Annotated in this window: 17 protein-coding genes; 4 read left to right on the forward strand and 13 right to left on the reverse strand. The window is 69.9% G+C overall.

The features are described from left to right. Positions 1 to 110: 110 nt before the first annotated feature. The 6 genes from ACH4YP_RS46435 to ACH4YP_RS46460 form a co-directional block, all read right to left on the reverse strand. A complete protein-coding gene (locus ACH4YP_RS46435; protein WP_361060213.1) occupies positions 111 to 1211 on the reverse strand; it encodes an LLM class flavin-dependent oxidoreductase in 1101 nt (366 codons plus the stop codon). A gap of 73 nt (positions 1212 to 1284) precedes the next feature. After that, positions 1285 to 2265 carry an ABC transporter substrate-binding protein gene (locus ACH4YP_RS46440; RefSeq protein WP_361060212.1) on the reverse strand — a complete coding sequence of 327 codons (981 nt, stop codon included), beginning with the start codon at positions 2263 to 2265 and terminating at the stop codon, positions 1285 to 1287. Further along, positions 2262 to 3068, reverse strand: a complete 807-nt coding sequence (locus tag ACH4YP_RS46445) for an ABC transporter ATP-binding protein (RefSeq protein ID WP_398497484.1) — start codon at positions 3066 to 3068, stop codon at positions 2262 to 2264. The genes ACH4YP_RS46440 and ACH4YP_RS46445 overlap by 4 nt, the downstream gene beginning before the upstream one ends. Positions 3069 to 3070: 2 nt before the next feature. Beyond that, positions 3071 to 3955 (reverse strand): ABC transporter permease, encoded by an 885-nt coding sequence (locus tag ACH4YP_RS46450; RefSeq protein WP_398497486.1) that lies wholly within the window; start codon positions 3953 to 3955, stop codon positions 3071 to 3073. 53 nt (positions 3956 to 4008) lie between these two features. Further along, complete coding sequence (locus ACH4YP_RS46455) at positions 4009 to 4893, reverse strand: sulfurtransferase (RefSeq protein WP_398497488.1); 885 nt, start codon at positions 4891 to 4893, stop codon at positions 4009 to 4011. Then, entirely contained in the window at positions 4890 to 5600 is a 711-nt protein-coding gene (locus ACH4YP_RS46460) for a lysophospholipase (protein ID WP_398497489.1), read from the reverse strand. The genes ACH4YP_RS46455 and ACH4YP_RS46460 overlap by 4 nt, the downstream gene beginning before the upstream one ends. Positions 5601 to 5933: 333 nt before the next feature. Between ACH4YP_RS46460 and ACH4YP_RS46465 the strand changes: the two genes are divergently transcribed. After that, the gene (locus ACH4YP_RS46465) at positions 5934 to 6791 is read left to right on the forward strand and encodes a LysR family transcriptional regulator (protein WP_361060206.1); all 858 of its coding nucleotides are present in this window, start codon (positions 5934 to 5936) and stop codon (positions 6789 to 6791) included. A 198-nt stretch (positions 6792 to 6989) separates the two neighbouring features. Here ACH4YP_RS46465 and ACH4YP_RS46470 read toward each other — a convergent pair whose 3' ends face one another. The 3 genes from ACH4YP_RS46470 to ACH4YP_RS46480 form a co-directional block, all read right to left on the reverse strand. Further along, entirely contained in the window at positions 6990 to 7430 is a 441-nt protein-coding gene (locus tag ACH4YP_RS46470) for a MarR family winged helix-turn-helix transcriptional regulator (RefSeq protein ID WP_398497491.1), read from the reverse strand. 84 nt (positions 7431 to 7514) lie between these two features. Further along, complete coding sequence (locus tag ACH4YP_RS46475; RefSeq protein WP_361072025.1) at positions 7515 to 7865, reverse strand: VOC family protein; 351 nt, start codon at positions 7863 to 7865, stop codon at positions 7515 to 7517. A 154-nt stretch (positions 7866 to 8019) separates the two neighbouring features. Further along, positions 8020 to 8604, reverse strand: coding sequence for a TMEM165/GDT1 family protein (locus ACH4YP_RS46480; protein WP_398497493.1), 585 nt, complete (start codon positions 8602 to 8604; stop codon positions 8020 to 8022). Positions 8605 to 8961: 357 nt separating this feature from the next. Between ACH4YP_RS46480 and ACH4YP_RS46485 the strand changes: the two genes are divergently transcribed. Then, positions 8962 to 9372, forward strand: a complete 411-nt coding sequence (locus ACH4YP_RS46485) for an SseB family protein (protein WP_361072031.1) — start codon at positions 8962 to 8964, stop codon at positions 9370 to 9372. A 12-nt stretch (positions 9373 to 9384) separates the two neighbouring features. On the opposite strand, the gene ACH4YP_RS46490 is transcribed toward ACH4YP_RS46485, so the two are convergent. Genes ACH4YP_RS46490 through ACH4YP_RS46505 form a run of 4 tightly spaced genes read right to left on the reverse strand, consistent with a single transcriptional unit; the run spans position 9385 to position 13566 of the window. Beyond that, positions 9385 to 10416, reverse strand: coding sequence for a LacI family DNA-binding transcriptional regulator (locus tag ACH4YP_RS46490; RefSeq protein WP_398497495.1), 1032 nt, complete (start codon positions 10414 to 10416; stop codon positions 9385 to 9387). Further along, positions 10413 to 11318 carry a carbohydrate ABC transporter permease gene (locus tag ACH4YP_RS46495; protein ID WP_398497496.1) on the reverse strand — a complete coding sequence of 302 codons (906 nt, stop codon included), beginning with the start codon at positions 11316 to 11318 and terminating at the stop codon, positions 10413 to 10415. Before ACH4YP_RS46495 ends, ACH4YP_RS46490 begins: the two co-directional genes overlap by 4 nt. Continuing rightward, positions 11315 to 12238: a carbohydrate ABC transporter permease gene (locus ACH4YP_RS46500; RefSeq protein WP_398497498.1), complete on the reverse strand. Its 924-nt coding sequence runs from the start codon at positions 12236 to 12238 to the stop codon at positions 11315 to 11317. The genes ACH4YP_RS46495 and ACH4YP_RS46500 overlap by 4 nt, the downstream gene beginning before the upstream one ends. Further along, complete coding sequence (locus ACH4YP_RS46505; RefSeq protein ID WP_398497500.1) at positions 12235 to 13566, reverse strand: ABC transporter substrate-binding protein; 1332 nt, start codon at positions 13564 to 13566, stop codon at positions 12235 to 12237. Before ACH4YP_RS46505 ends, ACH4YP_RS46500 begins: the two co-directional genes overlap by 4 nt. A 240-nt stretch (positions 13567 to 13806) precedes the next feature. On the opposite strand from ACH4YP_RS46505, the gene ACH4YP_RS46510 reads away from it, so the two are divergent. Next, positions 13807 to 15828, forward strand: coding sequence for a beta-galactosidase (locus ACH4YP_RS46510; protein WP_398497502.1), 2022 nt, complete (start codon positions 13807 to 13809; stop codon positions 15826 to 15828). Between the two features lie 300 nt (positions 15829 to 16128). Beyond that, positions 16129 to 17697, forward strand: a complete 1569-nt coding sequence (locus ACH4YP_RS46515; RefSeq protein ID WP_398497504.1) for an arabinogalactan endo-beta-1,4-galactanase — start codon at positions 16129 to 16131, stop codon at positions 17695 to 17697. The last annotated feature ends 163 nt before the right edge of the window (positions 17698 to 17860 follow it).

Raw genomic sequence — 17860 nt, forward strand, 5'->3', positions numbered from 1 at the left:
GTCGAGTGCCTTCGTTCCGGTGCCGAGCGCGGCGGTGGACATGAGCAGGGTGCGACGGGACACGGAGTCTCCATGGCAGGAATCGGATGGGCAGGGGACGCGGAACGGGTTCAGGCGGCCCGGTCCGCCGAAGCGCGGTGGGCGAGTTCCTGGCGGACCAGTGGCAGGACGTAACGGGCGTAGTCGATCGCGTCGTTGAGCGGGTCGTAGCCGCGGATCGACAGCAGGTCGCAGCCGATGTCCACGTAGTCGAGCAGCGCCTTCGCGACCGTCTCCGGGGAGCCGACCAGCGCGGTCGAGGCGCCGGCCGCGTTGGTGGCGACCGCCGGGGCCGTCCACAGGCAGCGGTCGTGCACCTCGCCCCGCTCGGCGATGTCGAGCAGCCGCTGCGAACCGACGTTGGCCGGACGGCCGCTCGTCCTGTAGTGGCGCAGCAACTCGGTGTTCTGCGCCTGGTCCTTCAGCACACCCAGGGTGCGGTGCGCCTTCTCCCAGGCCAGCTCGTCGGTGGGCGCGATGATCGGGCGGAACGACACCCAGATACGGGGACGGGGGCGCCCGGCGGCGTCCGCGACCGCGTTCACGGCGGCTATCTGCTCGGCCGTCTCCTTCAGCGGCTCGCCCCACAGCCCGAAGATGTCACCCTGCTGCCCGCCCACCCGGTACGCGTCCTGCGAGGACCCGCCGACCGAGATCGGCACCAGGCCGTTCACCGGCTTCACATCCGAGTAGTAGCCCTCGAACCTGAAGTACCTGCCCTCGTGCGACACGGGCCCGTCGGCCTGCCACACCTTCCGCAGAATCTGGATGTACTCGTCCGACCGCTCGTACCGCTCCCTCTTGTCGAGGTAGTCGCCCTCTCGGTGCTGTTCCTCGTCACTGCCGCCGGAGATGATGTGCACGGTCAGCCGGCCGTCGCTGATCCGGTCGAGGGTCGCGAGGGCGCGGGCCGCGTGCGTCGGGAAGATCACGCCCGGCCGGTGCGCCAGGATCGGACGCACCCGCTCGGTGTGCGTGGCCACGAACTGGGCGATCTGGAAGGCGTCCGGCGAGGCCGAGTGGTAGGCGACCAGGGTGTGGTCGAAGCCTCCGTCGTCCAACGCCCGGGCGTACCTGCGCAGATGGTCGACATCGAGACCCGTACGGCTCGCGGCGGCCGGACCGGACGCCCCCGAGTCGGTGTGCACTGCGCTGATGAACTCGACAGGCATGGTGAACTCCTTTGCTTGGAAAGCGACTTGAGAGCGCTTCGGTCGCCGCTTGAGAGCTGTTGCTTGAGGGCCGCTACTTGAGGACGGAGGCGTCTGCGGACTTCGCCACGTCGACGTTCGGGTCGAGGACACCGATGCCGTGCATCAGGTCGGCGACGCCCTGGACGGTCTTGTTCACCTCGGGCGTGACGGGCAGCACCTTGCTGTACGCGGCCGAGGCGAGGGTCTTCGCGATCTTGGGGTCGGCGCCGTTGCGCTCGACGATGGCGTCGGCGTACGCGTCCTGGTGGGTGCTGGTCCACTTCAGGGCCGTACCGAGCCGCTTCAGGAAGTCGCCGAGGGCGGCCTTCTTCGCCTTGTCCGCGAGGGTCTTCTCGGAGGCCCCGATGAATCCGTAGCCGCTGATCCGGCCGTCGGCGCCGTCGACGAGCAGCCTGCCGCCCTGCTGGAGGCCGACCGCCTGGTAGACCCCGAAGGTCGCCCAGACCTCGACCTTCCCGGAGGAGAAGGCGGCCTGCGCGTCGGTCGGCAGCAGGTACTGCACCTTCACGTCGGAGTATTCGAGGCCGTTCTGCTGAAGCACGTTGGCGAGCAGGTACTCGGCGATGCTGCCCTTCGCGGAGGACACCACGACCTTCTTGCCCTTGAGGTCCTTGACGCTCTTCACGTCCGAGTTCTTCCGGACGACGATCCCGGTGTGACGCCCGTCGTTCTTCAGCGCGGCGACGTTCTTGAACTTCACTCCGCCGCTGAGTGCCTGGAGCGCGGGCAGGTCCGCGGAGTACGTGGTGTCGGCGGCGCCCGCCTGCACGGCCTGGAAGAGCGGGGCCGCGCCCTCGAACTCGGCCCACTTCACCTTGTAGTCGGCCCCCTTGAGGGCCCCGGAACCGGCAAGGATCGTCTGGAGGGTCTTGGCCTGGTCGCCGATGGTGAGCGTGACGTCCGAGGAGCCGCCGGCCGTGTCCGCGGCGGAGTCCCCTCCGCATCCCGTCACCGTCAGCAGGGCGCTCAGACCGAGAGCGGCGGCGAGCGTACGGAAGATGGTGCGCTTCACGAGGGGTTCCCTTCGGGGGTACGGGAGTTGGGGACGTGGGAGGTGCCGGTGTGGGTGACGCCGAGCCAGCCGAGCAGGCGGGCGCGGAGGTTGACGAACTCGGGGGCGGTCAGATCGCGGGGGCGTGGCAGTTCGACGGTGACCTCGTGGGCGATGCGCCCCTCGTCCATCACCAGGACGCGGTCGGCGAGCAGCAGCGCCTCCTCCACGTCGTGCGTGACCAGGAGGATCGCGCAGCCGTGCCGCTCCCACAGCTCGGCGACGAGCTGCTGCACCTTGCCGCGGGTCAGCGCGTCCAGCGCCCCGAACGGCTCGTCCAGGAGCAGCAGTTCGGGCTCGCGGACGAGGGCACGGGCCAGCGAGACGCGCTGCGCCTGACCGCCGGAGAGCGTCTTGGGCCAGACGGTGGCCCGCTCGGCGATGCCGACCTCGTCCAGTGCCTTGTCGGCCCGTGCCCGGTCGGGTCGCCCCGGCAGTCCGAGGACGACATTGCGCCACACCTTCAGCCAGGGCAGCAGCCGCGGCGACTGGAACGCGGCGCTGCGCCGGGCGGGCACGGTCACCTCGCCGCCGATCTCGTCGTCGAGCCCGGCCAGGATGCGCAGCAGGGTCGACTTGCCGCAGCCGCTGTGGCCGAGCAGGGCCACGAACTCGCCCTCACGGATGTCGAGATCGAGCTCGTGCAGCACGGTGTTGCCGTCGAAGGCGCGGGACAGCCCCCGGATCTCGACACTGTTCGCCACTGTCGTAGCGGTCGTCGGCGCGGTCTCGGACTTCACGGTGTTCACGGTGTTCGTGGTCATGGTCACGCCTCGCCTTCGAAGGAGGCACGCCAGCTCAACAGGCGGCGCGAGAGGACCCGTACGGCGAAGTCGCAGGCCAGGCCGAGCAGCGCGTACACGGCGAGGCACAGCACGATGACGTCCGTACGGAAGTACTGCTGGGCGTTGCTCATCAGATAGCCGAGGCCGGCGTCGGCGTTGATCTGCTCGGCGAAGACGAGGGCGAGCCAGGCGGTGGAGAGTGCGTACCGGAGGCCCACGAGGGCACCGGGCAGCGCGCTCGGCAGGATGACGTACGTGATGAGACCGAGCCTGCCGAGCCCCATCATCCGTGCGGCCTCGACGAGTTGGGCGTCGGTGGAGCGGATGCCGCCGTAGATGTTGAAGTACAGCGGGTACGTCACGCCGAGGGCCACCAGCGCGATCTTCGGGGTCTCCTCGATGCCGAACCAGACGATGAAGAGCGGGATCAGACCGACCCACGGGATCGCCCGGAACATGCCCATCGAGGAGTCGATGACGTCCTCCCCGAGCCGGAACAGCCCGGCGAGCAGGGACAGCGACAGCGCGACCGTCCCTCCGATGAGGAAACCGGTCGCCGCCCGGCGCCCGGACGCGGCGATCGCGTCGGGCAGCTCGCCGCTCTTCGTCAGCTCGACGCCCTGGCGTACGACGTCCACGGGCGAGGCGAGCACGGACTCCGGGAGCACACCGGTGGCGGAGCCCAGGAACCACAGGAGCACGAGTCCGACCGGTCCGGCGGCCCGGCGTACGGAACGGGGGACGGACAGGCGGCGGCGGGGGAGATGCGCCGTACCGCGGATGGTGACGCGGGCGGGTGAGGGCTCGGCGGGCGGTTCGGGCTTCTCCAGTACCGGGATTGTCACCCCGATCTGTTTCGTCGGCATGGCGGTCTTCCTCTCGGGACGGCCGAAGGCGGTTCGGGACTGCTCGGTGCGGATCAGGACGGCAGGGGCCCGGTCGCGGCGGGGCGGGCGGGATCGGCGGACCAGGCCGACCAGGAGCCGGGGAAGAGAGTCGCGTCGAACCCGGCGATCGCGAGGGCGGCGATCTGGTGGGCCGCGGTGACACCGGACCCGCAGTACACGCCGATCCCGGCCGCGTCACCGGCACCGCGGTCCTCGAACCGCCTGCGCAGCACCTCGGGCGGCAGGAACGTCCCGTCGGCCGCGAGGTTCTCGCCGGTCGGGGCGGAGACCGCGCCCGGGATGTGGCCCGCGCGAGGGTCGACCGGCTCCTGCTCGCCGCGATAGCGCTCTCCGGCGCGGGCGTCCAACAACAGTCCTGTGGCGGCCAGTTGGGCCGCCCCGTCGGCGTCCGTCACCGGCAGTCCGGCCGGCCGGAGGACGATGTCGCCCGGCTCCGGTGCATCATCCGGACCAGGTTCGTCTGCGTCCGGCCTTGTCGCGCCCGGACCCGACTCCAGCGGTAGGCCCGCCGCCCGCCACGCGCCCAACGCCCCGTCCAGCAGGGTCACTTCCGGAACCCCGGCCCAGCGCAGCAGCCACCAGGCGCGGGCCGCGGCCGTGTTGCCCAGGTCGTCGTACACGACGACCGGCTGCCCCTCCTTCAGGCCCCAACTCCGCGCAGCCGCCCGCAGATCCGCGAGGTCCGGCAGCGGATGACGGCCGCTCTCCGGGCTCGGCGGGCCGGCCAGTTCGCGGTCCAGGTCGACGTACACCGCCCCCGGAATGCGAGCGGCCTCGAAGTGGTCGCGGCCGTGCGGGTCGCCCAGTGCCCAGCGCACGTCGAGCAGGACGGGCGGCTGCCCGGAGTCGAGCAGCTCGCGCAGTTCCGAGACCGTCGTCGTCACCCGGGCGCTCATGCGAGGCCCTCCGCGATCGCGGGCAGCTCGGGGGAGAGGCGCAGCCGTTCCAGGAAGAGCACGACCGTGGCGGCGGCGGTGCGGTGCAGTGCGTCGTTGAGCACGTCGTGCCGGCCGCCCTTGAAGGTCACGGTCCGTACGCCGGCGTGTCCCTCGTAGGCGCTGAGCGCGTCGGCGAGCGGACTCACCGCGTCCTCGGCCCCGTGCAGGGCCAGCACCGGAACCCGTACGAGATCCAGGCGCGGCTCCGGCAGGTCCGGGGCCATGTCCAGTGCCCCGCGCCGGAAGCCCGGGTCGTTCGTGAGGCGTGCCTGGTGGGTCGGGCAGGCGGTGCGTGCCTCGACCTCGGCCTCCCAACTCCCGGACGCCCAGGGGGCGGTGGGCAGACCGGTCAGGATCAGCGCGTCGATCCCCGGGGTCTGCTCGGCGGCGAGACCAGCGGCGTACAGGGCGCCCGTGTCCGAGCCGACCAGCACCTTCGGGCCGGGCAGGGACTCGTCGGCGAGGAGCTTGGCCGCCTCGTCGAGCACGGACGGGTCGGCGACCGGGTCACCGAGGGCACGTACGCGATAGGCGTCGAAGGCGAGACGGCGGCCGAACCGCTCGTACACGCCACCGTGCTCACCCCGGCCGGCCAGCACGATCAGCGTGCCGCGGGCGGCGAGGCCTTCGGGTTCGTCCCAGGAAGTGGACAGCGAGGAGGGCATGGGGAAGCTACTCCCTTGTTCAGGGCAGGGGGAAAGGAGGACCGCAGGAGCGAGGGGAGGCGCGGCAGCCTGCCGACACGTGTCAGGACAGCGTGGACACGATCAGTGGAGGCCGAGCGGGAACGCCGGTGACCGGCGGGGGATCAACGACAGAGCGCGCTGCACGCCACGCCGAAGTCAATGACTCGGCGCTGCGTCAGAAGGGCAGCGGAAGCGGTCGTGGGAACCATGGGTTCATCATGACCGGCCAGGGCGGATTCCGTCCAACGACGATTCCGCATCGAAATCGATCAGCGATCGCGATCGGTGCGGGAAGCGGGCTACGGTCGCTGTATGCCCCAACCTGTCCTGGACATCGTGGCCCTGCGCAGCCTGACCGCGATAGCCGACTGCGGCGGTTTCCACCGCGCGGCCCACTCCCTCGCCCTGAGCCAGTCCGCGGTCAGCCAGCATGTGCGCAGGCTGGAGAAGACGTTGGGGAGTCCGGTCGTCGAACGCGAGGGGCGGGGCACCCGGTTCACCCCGGCGGGACGGCTCCTCGTGGAGCAGGCCCGCCGCATCCTCGCCGTCCACGACGAGGCCGTGCGGGTACTGCTCGACACCGAGGGCGACACCGTCACCATCGGGTCCACCGAGCATGCCGCCGACCAGTTCCTGCCCCGGCTGACCGCGGCCGTCCAGGAGGTGCGGCCCGGCTGCCGGGTGCGCTTTCGCATCGACCGCTCGGCACGGCTCGTCGAGGCCGTGGAACGCGGCAGCGTGGATGTCGCGGTGTATGTGACGGAGGCGGCGGCCACCGAGGGGACGCCGGTCGGTGGTCTCCCGCTGACCTGGCACGCCACTCCCGGCTGGGCGCCGCCGCCCGCGCCCGACCCGGTCCCGCTGGTCGCCATCGAGGACCCGTGCGCGATCCGCCGCCGGGCCATCGCAACCCTCGCCGCGCACGGCGTCGCGGCCACCGTGGTCGGCGACGCCGGCTATCTCGCGGGGGTCCTCGACGTGGCGCGGACAGGCGTGGGCGTGGCGCTCCTCGCCGCGGTCGGGCCCGCGCCGGACGGGCTGAGCCCGTACGACGGACTGCCGTCGGTCACACCGATCCCGATGAGCGCGCTGGCCCGGCCGGGCGCCGACCCGGCGACGGTCACGGCGGCGTTCGAGGCCGTACGGAACCTGCTGCGCCCGGCGGGATGACTCGGCCCCCGCCGGCCCTCGATGCTGTTGACGAATCCCGCCAAGGCGAAGGCAACTGGGGTCTGAGTCCCAGCGACACGCCGTGCATGCGGCGTGTCGCTGGGACTGGGCAGACACTTACCGCCGCGCAGCGAATTCGCCGGCAGCATCGCCCTCGCCGGGGGCTCGGCTCTTGGCGGGTGGCTCAGGCCTCAGCCCTCAGCCCTTGGTCAGCATGCGGGCCAGGACGGCGCGCTGCAGCGGGCGTACCTCGGTGTAAAGGTCGCGGCCCTTGCCGGTGAGGGCCACCCAGACCCCGCGGCGGTCCTCCTGGCAGACGCTCCGCTCCACCAGGCCCTCCTTCTCCAGGCGGCCGATGAGGCGGGAGAGGGCGCTCTGGCTCAGATGGACCCGGTCGGCGATGTTCTGCACCCGGCACTGCTCGACCGGGCCCGAGTCCGTGATCGTGCCCGTATGCGAGGCGGAGTCCGGGCCCGCGGTCGTCGTGCCCGACGCGAGGATGTCGAGCACCTCGAAGTCACTGGCGCCCAGGCCGTGCGGATGCAGCTCGCGGTCGATCTCGCACATGGTGCGCGCGTGGACCGACAGGATGTCCCGCCACTGGTCCTCGAGCCGGGGAGCGACCTTCTCTGCTGCCATATCCGCACGGTAACAGAGAAAGCGACCATTGTTTACCATGCAACTAGTGCAGTTGCATGGAGTTGCTCGCCCATCTCACCTTGCTCAGGACGCCTCCTGGATGAGACCGACGTCGTTGCCGTCCGCGTCCTTCACGGAGGCGATCAGTGTGCCGCCCCCGACGTCCTGGATGTCCTGGACGACCTCGGCGCCCGCGTCGACGAGACCGGCCAGGCTCGCCTTGATGTCGGCGACGTGCCAGTAGGGGACGGGGGCGGTCAGGCCCTTCGCGTGACCGTTGGGGTCGAGCCCGACCTCCGGCCCGCCGGGGGCCCGGAAGCCCACGTAGTACGCCTCGTCCACGTACGGCTCCACTCCCAGGAGCGTGCCGAACAGGGCCTTGGCCCGGGCGAGGTCCTTGACGGGATAGGTGATGGTCCTGAGGCCTTCGGACATGACGGGCTCCTCCGCTGTCGTGATTTCCGCTGTCGTGACTCCACCGGCGGTCGTCACCGGTCGGGACCGGTTTCTCGCCGGTGGAATCACGCTATGGCCGAGTGGCGGGAGAACGCTTCTCCGATCCTGACCGGTCGCCCCGGAGCGCGGATCGTCAGCCGGTGAAGATCTCCACGACCGACCAGACGGCGAGCCCGAGCATGCACAGCCCGCCGATCCGCTGCACGGTCTTCAGCGGTACGCGCTTGGCGATGAACCGCCCGGCCAGCAGCGCGAGCGCGGAGACCGACATGAGGGCGGCCGCGGAACCGACGGCCACGGACGCGACACCGTTGGTGGCCGCGAGGTTGGCGGTCGTGATCTGCGTCAGATCGCCCCACTCGCTGATGAAGACGGCCATGAAGGCGGTCGTGTAGACAGGCCAGAAGCCGGTGACGGTCCGGCCTCCGGTGTCCTCCTCGTCGTCGTCGCCTCCGCTGCGCAGCAGCATGAAGGCGCCGAAGGCGAAGAGCGCGGCCGAGACCGACTTGACCGTCCAGTCGGGCAGCAGGCCGATGAGGCTTCCGGCGCCGACGGCGATCGCGACGTGCACGACGAACGCGGTGGACGTACCGAACCACACGTACAGCGGCCGCATACGGGTGCCCATGGCCAGCGACGCGAACATCGTCTTGTCCGGCAGCTCGGCGAGGAAGATCAGCCCGAAGGCGGTGAGGATCGCCAGAGGGTCGAGATGCATTCCGGGTGGCTTTCTGTAGGGACCGGGCCCCCGGATCTTCGCGAAGCGCCCTCGACCGGGGCGACGGGAGAACCGATCGGCCCGGCATGACGGGTGCGTCGCAAGGATTTGCGGGCACATCAATGCCTGGCCGAAGGTCTCGTCCACCCGTGTGATCACGCGGGCCCGGCCACCGGGAACCCGAGGGCTCCAGTGTGTCGACGACCGGTTCGCAGGACTACTCCCCTTCGCAGTCACTCAGTGTACAGGACACCCATACGGGTCTCGCATGAACGTGCGGGCCGGGGGTATGCGAAGAACACTCGACGCGGACGGGCAAGGGATGGTCCAGCCCGCGACTCACGAGCGGAACCCCTCATGAACGGCTCACTTCACGAAACGACAAGCTCCGAAGACGCGTCAGAGACGTCGGACGCGTCCGACGTGATCCTGCGCGCTCTGGGCGTCCTGGCACACAACGGCCTGGACGGCGGGGCCCGGACGAGGCTGGCCCGCACCGAGGTGCTGGTGCCGGCCGACGACACGGAGGGGCGGCGACTGACACTCCCGGTGACCGGCCGTGCCGTCCTTGTCTTCACGTCCGAGGAGCGCATGGCGCAGGCCCTGCCCGACGTCCAGTGCTACCACCTCGTGCCCCTGGGCATGATTGCGGCCCACTGGCCCGGGCGCGGCCTGGCGCTCACCATCGACCCCGGTTCGCCCGAGGCCGTGACGCTGTCGGTGGAGGGTGTGCACCTGCTGCTGGGCCCGCCCCTGAAAGCCGCGTGAAGCGCCCCGGCTTCAGGTCGACTGACGCTTCACCAGTTCCGTCGGCAGGATCACCGCCGCCGGATCCTCCCCGCCGATCTGTGCGAGCAGCACCCGCACCATCTCGGCGCTGATCCGGTCGTAGGGCTGCCGGATGGTCGTCAGCTGGGGGCGGGCGGCCAGGGCGGCCGAGGAGTCGTCGAAGCCGCCCACCGAGACGTCCTCCGGGACGCGGTGCCCGGCCCGTTCCAGTGAGGTGAGTACGCCCTGAGCCATCAGGTCGGACGCGACGAACACGGCGTCCACGTCCGGGCACTGGGCCAGGAGCCGTTCCGCGCCCGCCTCGCCGCTGGCCCGGCTGTAGTCACCGGACACGACGAGCCGCTCGTCGAAGTCGATGCCCGACTCGCTGAGCACCTCCCGGTAGCCCGCGAGCCGCTCGACACCACCCGGTGTGTCCAGGGGGCCGGTCACCACGCCGATACGGTGACGGCCGAGGGACACCAGATGGCGCACCATGTCCCGGGCGCCGTCCCGGTCGTCCGCGGCCACGTAACTCACCTTGGAGCCGACGCCGATCGGCTTGCCGCACATCACCAGCGGCACCCCCGCCTCGCGCAGCTGCTCGGCGACCGGGTCCCCGGAGTGGCTGGAGACCAGCAGCACCCCGTCGACATGACCCGCCGTGATGTACCGGGTGATGCGGCGCCGCTCGTCCTCGGTGCCCGCGAGCATCAGCAGCAGCGGGATGTCGTGCGCCGCCAGTGCCTGCGTACAACCCCGCAGCAGGACATTGAAGTTGGGGTCCTCGAAGAACCTCTCCTGCGGTTCGGTGAGCAGGAAGCCGATCGAGTCCGAGCGTCCGGTGATCAGTGAGCGGGCGTGCCGGTTGACGACGTAACCCGTCCTGCGGATGGCGGCGTTGACCGCCTCCTGGGCCGTGGGACTCACGTAGTGCCCGCCGTTGAGCACACGCGAGACGGTCCCTCGGGAGACTCCCGCCTCGCGCGCGACATCGTGAATCGTCGGCGGCTTGCGCCGGCCCCCCGATTGGCTCATGGTCACGACTTTACGGCTCCCGACAGCAGATCGAGGCTCCAGAACCGCTGGATGACCAGGAACAGAGCGATGAGCGGAATGACCGCGAGCAGCGCGCCGGTGATCACCAGTGTGTAGAGGGCCGGGGTGTTGGATCCCTGTTCGAGCAGGGTGAACAGACCGAGGGTGATCGGGAACTTCTCGTCGTCGCTGAGCATGATGTACGGCAGCAGGAAGTTGTTCCACACCGCCACGAACTGGAAGAGGAACACCGTCACCAGTCCGGGCACCATCATCGGCAGCGCGATCCGGGTGAAGATCCCCAGCTCGCTCGCCCCGTCCATCCGCCCCGCCTCGACGACGTCGGCGGGCACGGCCGCGGCGGCGTAGATCCGCGCGAGATACACGCCGTACGGCGACAGCACGAGCGGCAGCAGGACGGACGCGTACGAATCCGTGAGGTCGGCCTTGGCCATGAGCAGATACTGCGGGATCGCGAGGATCACCGGCGGCATCAGCACGCCCGCCATCAGGATGTTGAAGATGGTCTCGCGACCGCGGAAGCGGTAGATCGCCAGGGCGTAGCCGCTGAACGCGGAGACGACGGTCGACAGGAGGGCGCCCAGGCCCGCGTAGAGGGCGGAGTTGCCCATCCACTTCCAGTACAGGCCGTCGCGGTAGGCGTTGAGGTCCGAGACGTTGTCGGCGAAGCCCGTGCCCGGCAGGAACGTGAACGTCGAGAACAGTTCGCTGCCCGACTTGGTCGACGCGATCACCACCCACGCCACCGGCAGCAGACAGTAGATCGCGCCGATCAGCAGCGTCACCGTCGGGACGAAGGCGATCCGGCGGCGCAGCGGCGGCCCCTGGGCGGTGCCGGGGGTCGTGCCGGCTGCCGGGGACGCCTTGCGGACGGCAAGAGAACTCACTGTGCTGCCTCCTGCTTGTTACGGGAGTTCGCGGCCCGCAGGAAGCCGAAGGAGAGGACCAGCGTGACGAAGGCGATGATCACCGCGGTCGCCGCCGCCGAGTAGATGTCGCCCTTGCCGAAGGCGTCCTGGTACACCTTCATCAGCGGACTCCAGGTCGTGGACACGGAGTTGGTCAGGGGCTTGAGCGTGGTCGGCTCGCTGAACACCTGGAGCGTCGCGATGATCGAGAAGAAGAAGGTCAGCACCAGCGAGGGCGCCACCATCGGGATCTTGATCCTGATCGCGATCTGCAGCGGGGTGGCGCCGTCCAGCTTCGCCGCCTCGTAGACCTCGGCCGGGATGGACTGCAGCGCGGTGTAGATGACGATCATGTTGAAGCCGGTGCCGCCCCACACCGCGATGTTGGACAGCGCGAAGTACAGCGGCCCGCCGTCCAGCAGGTCCGGCTGCGGCATGCCCAGCCTGTCGAGGACGAAGTAGAAGGGGCTGACGTCCGGCAGGTACAGAAAGCCCCACAGCATCGCCGCGACGACACCCGGAATGGCGTACGGGAGGAAGATCGCGAGCCGGGTGACCGGCGCGAGGCGGACCCGGTCGGTGTCGAGCATCAGCGCGAAGAGCAGCGCGAGTCCGAGCATCACCGGCACCACGATGGCGCCGTAACCGAGCACGCGCACGGCTCCGTCGAGCAGTTGGGAGTCGGTGAGGGAGTCGGTGTAGTTCTCCAGGCCCGCCCAGACCTCGCTGCGGGCGCCCGCACCCAGGCCGAGACCCTTGACCTGCACCTTGTGCAGGCTGAGCCAGACCGCGTAGCCGATGGGCAGCGCGAAGAAGAGGGCGAACAGGATTATTGCGGGAAGGAGGAAGGCATACGGGGCCCCCTTGACCCCGTACGACCTCCGGCGTGCGCTCGTCACTCCGCGACCTCGAAGCCCTGCTTCTCGAGGTCGGCGACGGTGTCGCCCTGCATCGTCTTCAGGGCCGCGCCGAAGTCCGACTTGTTCTTGGCGGCGGAACCGAAGGCGTCCTTGAACGTGGTGTACGCGACGTTCACGTTCGGGCCCCACGCGGAGGGAGCGGTGGTCTTCGCGATGTCGGCGGCGCGGGTATAGAAGTCCGTCTGGTTCGAGAAGAAGGCCGGCGGCTCGGCGAACGCGTCACTGGTCTGCGCGGTCGTGGCGGCCGGATAGATGCCGCCCTCCTTCGCGAGCGCGGTCAGCGCCTTCGGGTCCGTGTTCAGCCAGGCGGCGAACTTCGCGGCGGCCGACTTGTGCTTCGAGTCCGTGGTGACGGCCGTGGACGAACCGCCCCAGCTCCCCGTGACGTCCTCGCCCTGCGACCACTGCGGCAGCGGAGCCATCGCCCACTTGCCCTTGGTGTCGGGCGCGGCGGTGGTCAGGGTGCCGGGCGCCCAGACCGCGCTGACCCAGGCGATCTGCTTGCCGGTGTTGAGCGCCTTGTTCCAGGCCGGGGTGTACATCGGCTGGTTGTCGATCGCGCCCTCCTTGACGAGGCCGCCCCAGAAGTCGGCGACCTTCTTCGTCGCGGCGTCGTCGATGCCGACCTTCCACTTCTGGCCCTCTGTCGTCCACCACTTGGCGCCCGCCTGCTGGGCGAGACCGGCGAAGAGCCCGGAGTCGTTGGCGGAGAAGGTGGTCAGGTCCGTGCCCGGCGACTTCTTCTTCAGCGCGCGGGCGGTGTCGGCGAACTGCTCCCAGGTCTGCGGGACTTCGAGGCCGTACTTCTTGAACAGGTCCTGGCGGTAGTAGAACATCATCGGCCCGGAGTCCTGCGGGATCGCGTACACCGCGTCCGAGCCCAGTGTGGTCTGCTGCCAGACGCCGTCGGCGAACTTGTCCTTCACGCCGTCGACGTCGCCGGCTATGTCGGCGAGCGCGTCATTGCTGACCAGCGTCGGCAGGGCCTGGTACTCGGCCTGGACCAGGTCCGGGGCCTTCTTGGCCTTGTGCGCGGTGAGGATCTTGGTGACCAGCGTGTCGCCGGACGCCTGCTTCTTGACCGTGACCTTGATCTGGTCCTTCTTGCCCGGGCCGTTGTTCCACAGGTCGGCGACCTTGTCCATGCCCGGCGTCCAGGACCAGTACGTCAGCGAGACCGGCCCCGAGTCGGCCCCATCGTTCTCATCGGAGCCGTTGCCCGAGGAGGCGCAGGAGGCAAGAGCGGTGGCGCCGAGAGTGACGGCGACCGAGATGGTCACGAGGCGACGCAGCTTCGTGTGTGGCATGGATCTATCTCCCTGACCGTGGTCTCCGCCTGCTGCGGAGGCCTGCCCCTTTTTCTTGTGCGGCTCGCCTCCGGGGAGTTTCAGCCCCTCCGGCTTGCCCGTGCTGTTTCTGTGAGCGTTCACAGTAGAGAAACATCCAGGACACTTGTCAATGGTTGTTGCTGTGCGGTTATGTTGGCCCCGCGCCACTGAAGCTGTGTGTGCACGTTCCCAAATGATCGATCGACCGGGAGACAACCCATGCCGGAGACCACCCCCAAGGGCCTCACCAGGCTCGCCTTCGGTGGGGACTACAGCCCCGAGCAGTGGCCGGAAACCGTCTGGCCCGAGGACGTCCGGCTGATGCGCGAGGCCGGCGTCACGATGGTCAGCGTCGGAATCTTCTCCTGGGCCCTGCTGGAGCCCGAGCCCGGGAACCACGACTTCGGCTGGCTCGACCGGCTCCTCGACCTGCTGCACGAGAACGGGATACGCGCCGACCTCGGTACGCCGACGGTGGCGCCGCCCGCCTGGTTCTACCGCGAGCACCCCGAAGCACTGCCCGTGGCCGCCGACGGCACCCGCTACGAGTTCGGCTCGCGCGGCGCCATCTGCCACAGCAACCCCCACTACCGCTCGGCCGCCGCGGACATCACCACACGGCTCGCCACCCGGTACGCCGAGCACCCCGCGCTCGCGATGTGGCACGTCCACAACGAGTACGGCGTCCCCGTCTCGGCCTGCTACTGCGAGAGCTGCGCCGCGCACTTCCGCCGCTGGCTCGGCAGGACGTACGGCACGGTCGACGCGGTCAACGAGGCCTGGGGCACGGCCTTCTGGGGCCAGCGGTACGCGGACCTCGACCAGATCAACCCGCCCCGGGTGACCCCGACGGTCGGCAACCCGGCCCAGGCACTCGACTACAAGCGGTTCGCCGACGACACCATGCGCGAGAACTTCGTCGCCGAGCGCGACATCCTGCACCGCCTCGCGCCCGGCATCCCCGTCACCACCAACTTCATGACCGCCCTCAGCCAGTGCGACTCCGTCGACTACTGGGCCTGGGGCCGCGAGGTCGACCTCGTCACCAACGACCACTACCTGATCACCGACGGCCGCCGTACGCATGTGAACCTCGCGATGGCCGCCGACCTCACCCGCTCCGTCGCCGGCGGCGCCCCCTGGCTGCTGCTCGAACACTCCACGTCGGGCGTCAACTGGCAGACCCGCAACCCCGCCAAGGCCCCCGGCCAGATGGCCCGCAACTCCCTCGCCCATGTGGCCCGCGGCTCCGACGGCGCGATGTTCTTCCAGTGGCGGCAGTCACGGCGCGGCGCGGAGAAGTTCCACTCGGCGATGCTGCCACACGCGGGCACGGACTCGCGGGTGTGGCGCGAGGTAGTCGAACTCGGCGCGTCCGTCGACTCGTTGGCCGACGTCAAGGGCACGCGGACCCAGGCGGACGTCGCCGTACTGTGGGACTGGCACTCCTGGTGGGCGCAGAACCTCCAGTGGCGCCCCAGCGAGGACCACGACCCGCGCGAGCGCGCCGACGCCTTCTACGAAGCCCTCTACGACCGCCACCTCACCGTCGACTTCGCCCACCCCGAAACCGACCTGTCGGCCTATCCCCTTGTCGTCGTGCCCGCCCTCTACCTGATGACCGAGGCCGCCGGACAGAACCTCACGGAGTACGTCGAGAACGGCGGCACCCTCGTCGTCTCGTACTTCTCCGGCATCGTCGACGAGCACGACGCCGTGCACGACGGCCCCTACCCCGGCCCGCTGCGGGACGTACTCGGCCTGACCGTCGAGGAGTTCTCCCCGCTGCTCGCCGGCGACCAGGTCCGCATCACCGGACCCGACGGATCCGAACTCGCCGGTGACGTCTGGACCGAGTTCGTCGTGCCGCGCGGCGCCGAGACCGTGTGGACGTACGCCGACGGGCTCACCGAGGGGCATCCGGCCGTCACCCGTCACCGCCTCGGTGAGGGGTCCGCCTGGTACGTGTCCACGCGGCTCGGCGCTCACGGGCTCGACGCGCTTGTCGGCTGGGCCGCCGATGACGCGCGGATCGCGCCCCGTGCCGATCTGCCTCGGGATGTCGAAGTGGTGCGGCGGGTGGGGGAGTCGGGGGCGTTCCTCTTCGCGATCAACCACTCCGGGGTCGATGCGAAGGTCGCGCTCGACGCGCATGGCACTGAGTTGCTCACCGGTGAGCGGGCGGCGGGGCGGCTCGCGGTGCCCGCCGGGGCCGTGCGGGTTGTACGGCTCGACGGCTGACTCACCTCAATGTTTTCGCCCCCGCCGCCCCTTCCCATTCCCGTCCCTTACTCGGGGGCTCCGCCCCCGAACCCCCGCTCCTCAAACGCCGGAGGGGCTAAGAATTTCGCGGCCCGGGCCGACACCTTCAGCCCGTCCGGCGTTTGAGGACGAGGCCGTTCAGGCCGACAGCGGGGGTCTGGGGGCGGCAGCCCCCAGGAACGGGAACGGGAAGGGGCGGCGGGGGCGAAGAACCCCACCACCCCTCAGCCCCCTCCGGGGCACATCCACATCATCACGTCGAAGGGACGACGGACGACGATGTTCCATCCCAGACGCACACTCAAGGCCCTGCTACTGCCGCTGGCAGCAGGCCTCGCCCTCACCGCCCTGCCCGCGCAGAGCGCCCACGCCGCGAGCACCCTCACCAACGCCGGCTTCGAGTCGAACGGCACCGGCACCACCACCCCGACCGGCTGGTCGACCTACTCCGCGGGCGGCCAGACCGCGGCTTCCTTCACGGAGTCGGGCGGTCACGGCGGCAGCTTCCGCCTGACGCATTACTCGGCCTCCGCCTACAAGGTGGAGACGTACCAGTACCTCTCGGGCCTCACCAACGGCAACTACAAGCTCACCGCCTGGGTGCGCTCGGGCGGCGGCCAGAACTCCGCCTACCTCGCGCTGAAGAACTGCGGCGGCGCGGAACAGCGCACCGACATCCCGGTCTCGTCCAGCGGCTGGATACGGATCGTCACCCCCGTAGCCGTGACGAACAACCAGTGCACGATCAGCGTCAACTCCGATGCGAAGGCGGGCAACTGGATCAACGTCGACGACCTGACGTTCACATCGGGCACGGCGGGCCTGCCGATCAAGGGCTCCGACGTGTCGTCGCTCGCCAAGAGCGAGGCCAAGGGCGGCGTATACAAGAACAGCTCCGGCACGACCGGTGACGCGCTCGCCATCCTCAAGTCCGCCGGGCAGAACTACGCCCGCCTCAAGGTGTGGGTGAACCCCGCCGACGGCTACAACAACAAGACCCATGTCCTGGCGACGGCCAAGCGAGTCAAGGCGCAGGGCATGAAGCTCCTCGTCGACTTCCACTACTCGGACACCTGGGCCGACCCGGGCGCCCAGTCCAAGCCGGCCGCCTGGGCCGGACATTCGTACAGCCAGTTGAAGACCGACGTCTACAACCACACGTACGACGTGCTGAACGCGCTGAAGGCGCAGGGCACCACGGCCGACATGGTGCAGGTCGGCAACGAGATCAACGGCGGCATGCTCTGGAACGAGGGTTCCACCTCGAACTGGTCGCAGCTCGCCGGACTGCTCAACTCCGGCTACGACGCGGTCAAGGCGGTCAACTCCGGTACGACCGTGGCACTGCACCTCGCCAAGGGCGGCGACCTGGCGGGCACCCGCTGGTGGTTCGACAGCGCGGTCTCCAACGGCGTGAAGTTCGACGTCATCGGGCTGTCCTACTACGGCTACTGGCACGGCACGCTCGCCGACTTCCAGACGACCCTGGACGACGCGGCGGCCCGCTACGGCAAGCCGGTGTACCTCGCCGAGACGGCGTACCCCTTCCGTCTCGACAGCAAGGACTCGCACGAGAACATCATCGACCTCAGCAGCGAGCTGGTGTCCGGCTACCCGGCCTCCACCGCCGGTCAGACGCAGTGGATGAAGGACGTGGCGAGCGTCGTGGAGGCCGTCCCGAACGGCCGCGGCCTCGGCATCTTCTACTGGGAGTCCACCTGGACCGCGGTCACCGGCAACGGCTGGGACCCGACCGACGCCTCCTCCGGGAACGGCTGGGAGAACCAGGCCCTGTTCGGCTACGACGACAGGGCACTGCCGGCGATGGCGTGGTTCAGCCACCGGTGATGTTCTGAAGCCGTGGGGGGGGGGGGGGGGGGGGCGCCCCCCCCCCCCCCCCCCCCCCCCCCCCCCCCCCCCCCCCCCCCACACCCACCCCCCCCCCCCCCAACCCCCCCCCCCCAACCCCCCCCCCCCAAAAACCACCCCCAACCCCCCCCACCCCCCAAAC

The sequence above is a fragment of the Streptomyces sp. NPDC020747 genome (assembly GCF_044334695.1).
Classification (GTDB): Bacteria; Actinomycetota; Actinomycetes; order Streptomycetales; family Streptomycetaceae; genus Streptomyces.

Coding starts and splice junctions, on each gene's coding strand:
- ACH4YP_RS46435 (WP_361060213.1), bottom strand. CDS start 1,211: ATGCCTGTCGAGTTCATCAGCGCAGTGCACACCGACTCGGGGGCGTCC.
- ACH4YP_RS46445 (WP_398497484.1), bottom strand. CDS start 3,068: ATGACCACGAACACCGTGAACACCGTGAAGTCCGAGACCGCGCCGACG.
- ACH4YP_RS46450 (WP_398497486.1), bottom strand. CDS start 3,955: ATGCCGACGAAACAGATCGGGGTGACAATCCCGGTACTGGAGAAGCCC.
- ACH4YP_RS46455 (WP_398497488.1), bottom strand. CDS start 4,893: ATGAGCGCCCGGGTGACGACGACGGTCTCGGAACTGCGCGAGCTGCTC.
- ACH4YP_RS46460 (WP_398497489.1), bottom strand. CDS start 5,600: ATGCCCTCCTCGCTGTCCACTTCCTGGGACGAACCCGAAGGCCTCGCC.
- ACH4YP_RS46465 (WP_361060206.1), top strand. CDS start 5,934: ATGCCCCAACCTGTCCTGGACATCGTGGCCCTGCGCAGCCTGACCGCG.
- ACH4YP_RS46470 (WP_398497491.1), bottom strand. CDS start 7,430: ATGGCAGCAGAGAAGGTCGCTCCCCGGCTCGAGGACCAGTGGCGGGAC.
- ACH4YP_RS46475 (WP_361072025.1), bottom strand. CDS start 7,865: ATGTCCGAAGGCCTCAGGACCATCACCTATCCCGTCAAGGACCTCGCC.
- ACH4YP_RS46480 (WP_398497493.1), bottom strand. CDS start 8,604: ATGCATCTCGACCCTCTGGCGATCCTCACCGCCTTCGGGCTGATCTTC.
- ACH4YP_RS46485 (WP_361072031.1), top strand. CDS start 8,962: ATGAACGGCTCACTTCACGAAACGACAAGCTCCGAAGACGCGTCAGAG.
- ACH4YP_RS46505 (WP_398497500.1), bottom strand. CDS start 13,566: ATGCCACACACGAAGCTGCGTCGCCTCGTGACCATCTCGGTCGCCGTC.
- ACH4YP_RS46510 (WP_398497502.1), top strand. CDS start 13,807: ATGCCGGAGACCACCCCCAAGGGCCTCACCAGGCTCGCCTTCGGTGGG.
- ACH4YP_RS46515 (WP_398497504.1), top strand. CDS start 16,129: ATGTTCCATCCCAGACGCACACTCAAGGCCCTGCTACTGCCGCTGGCA.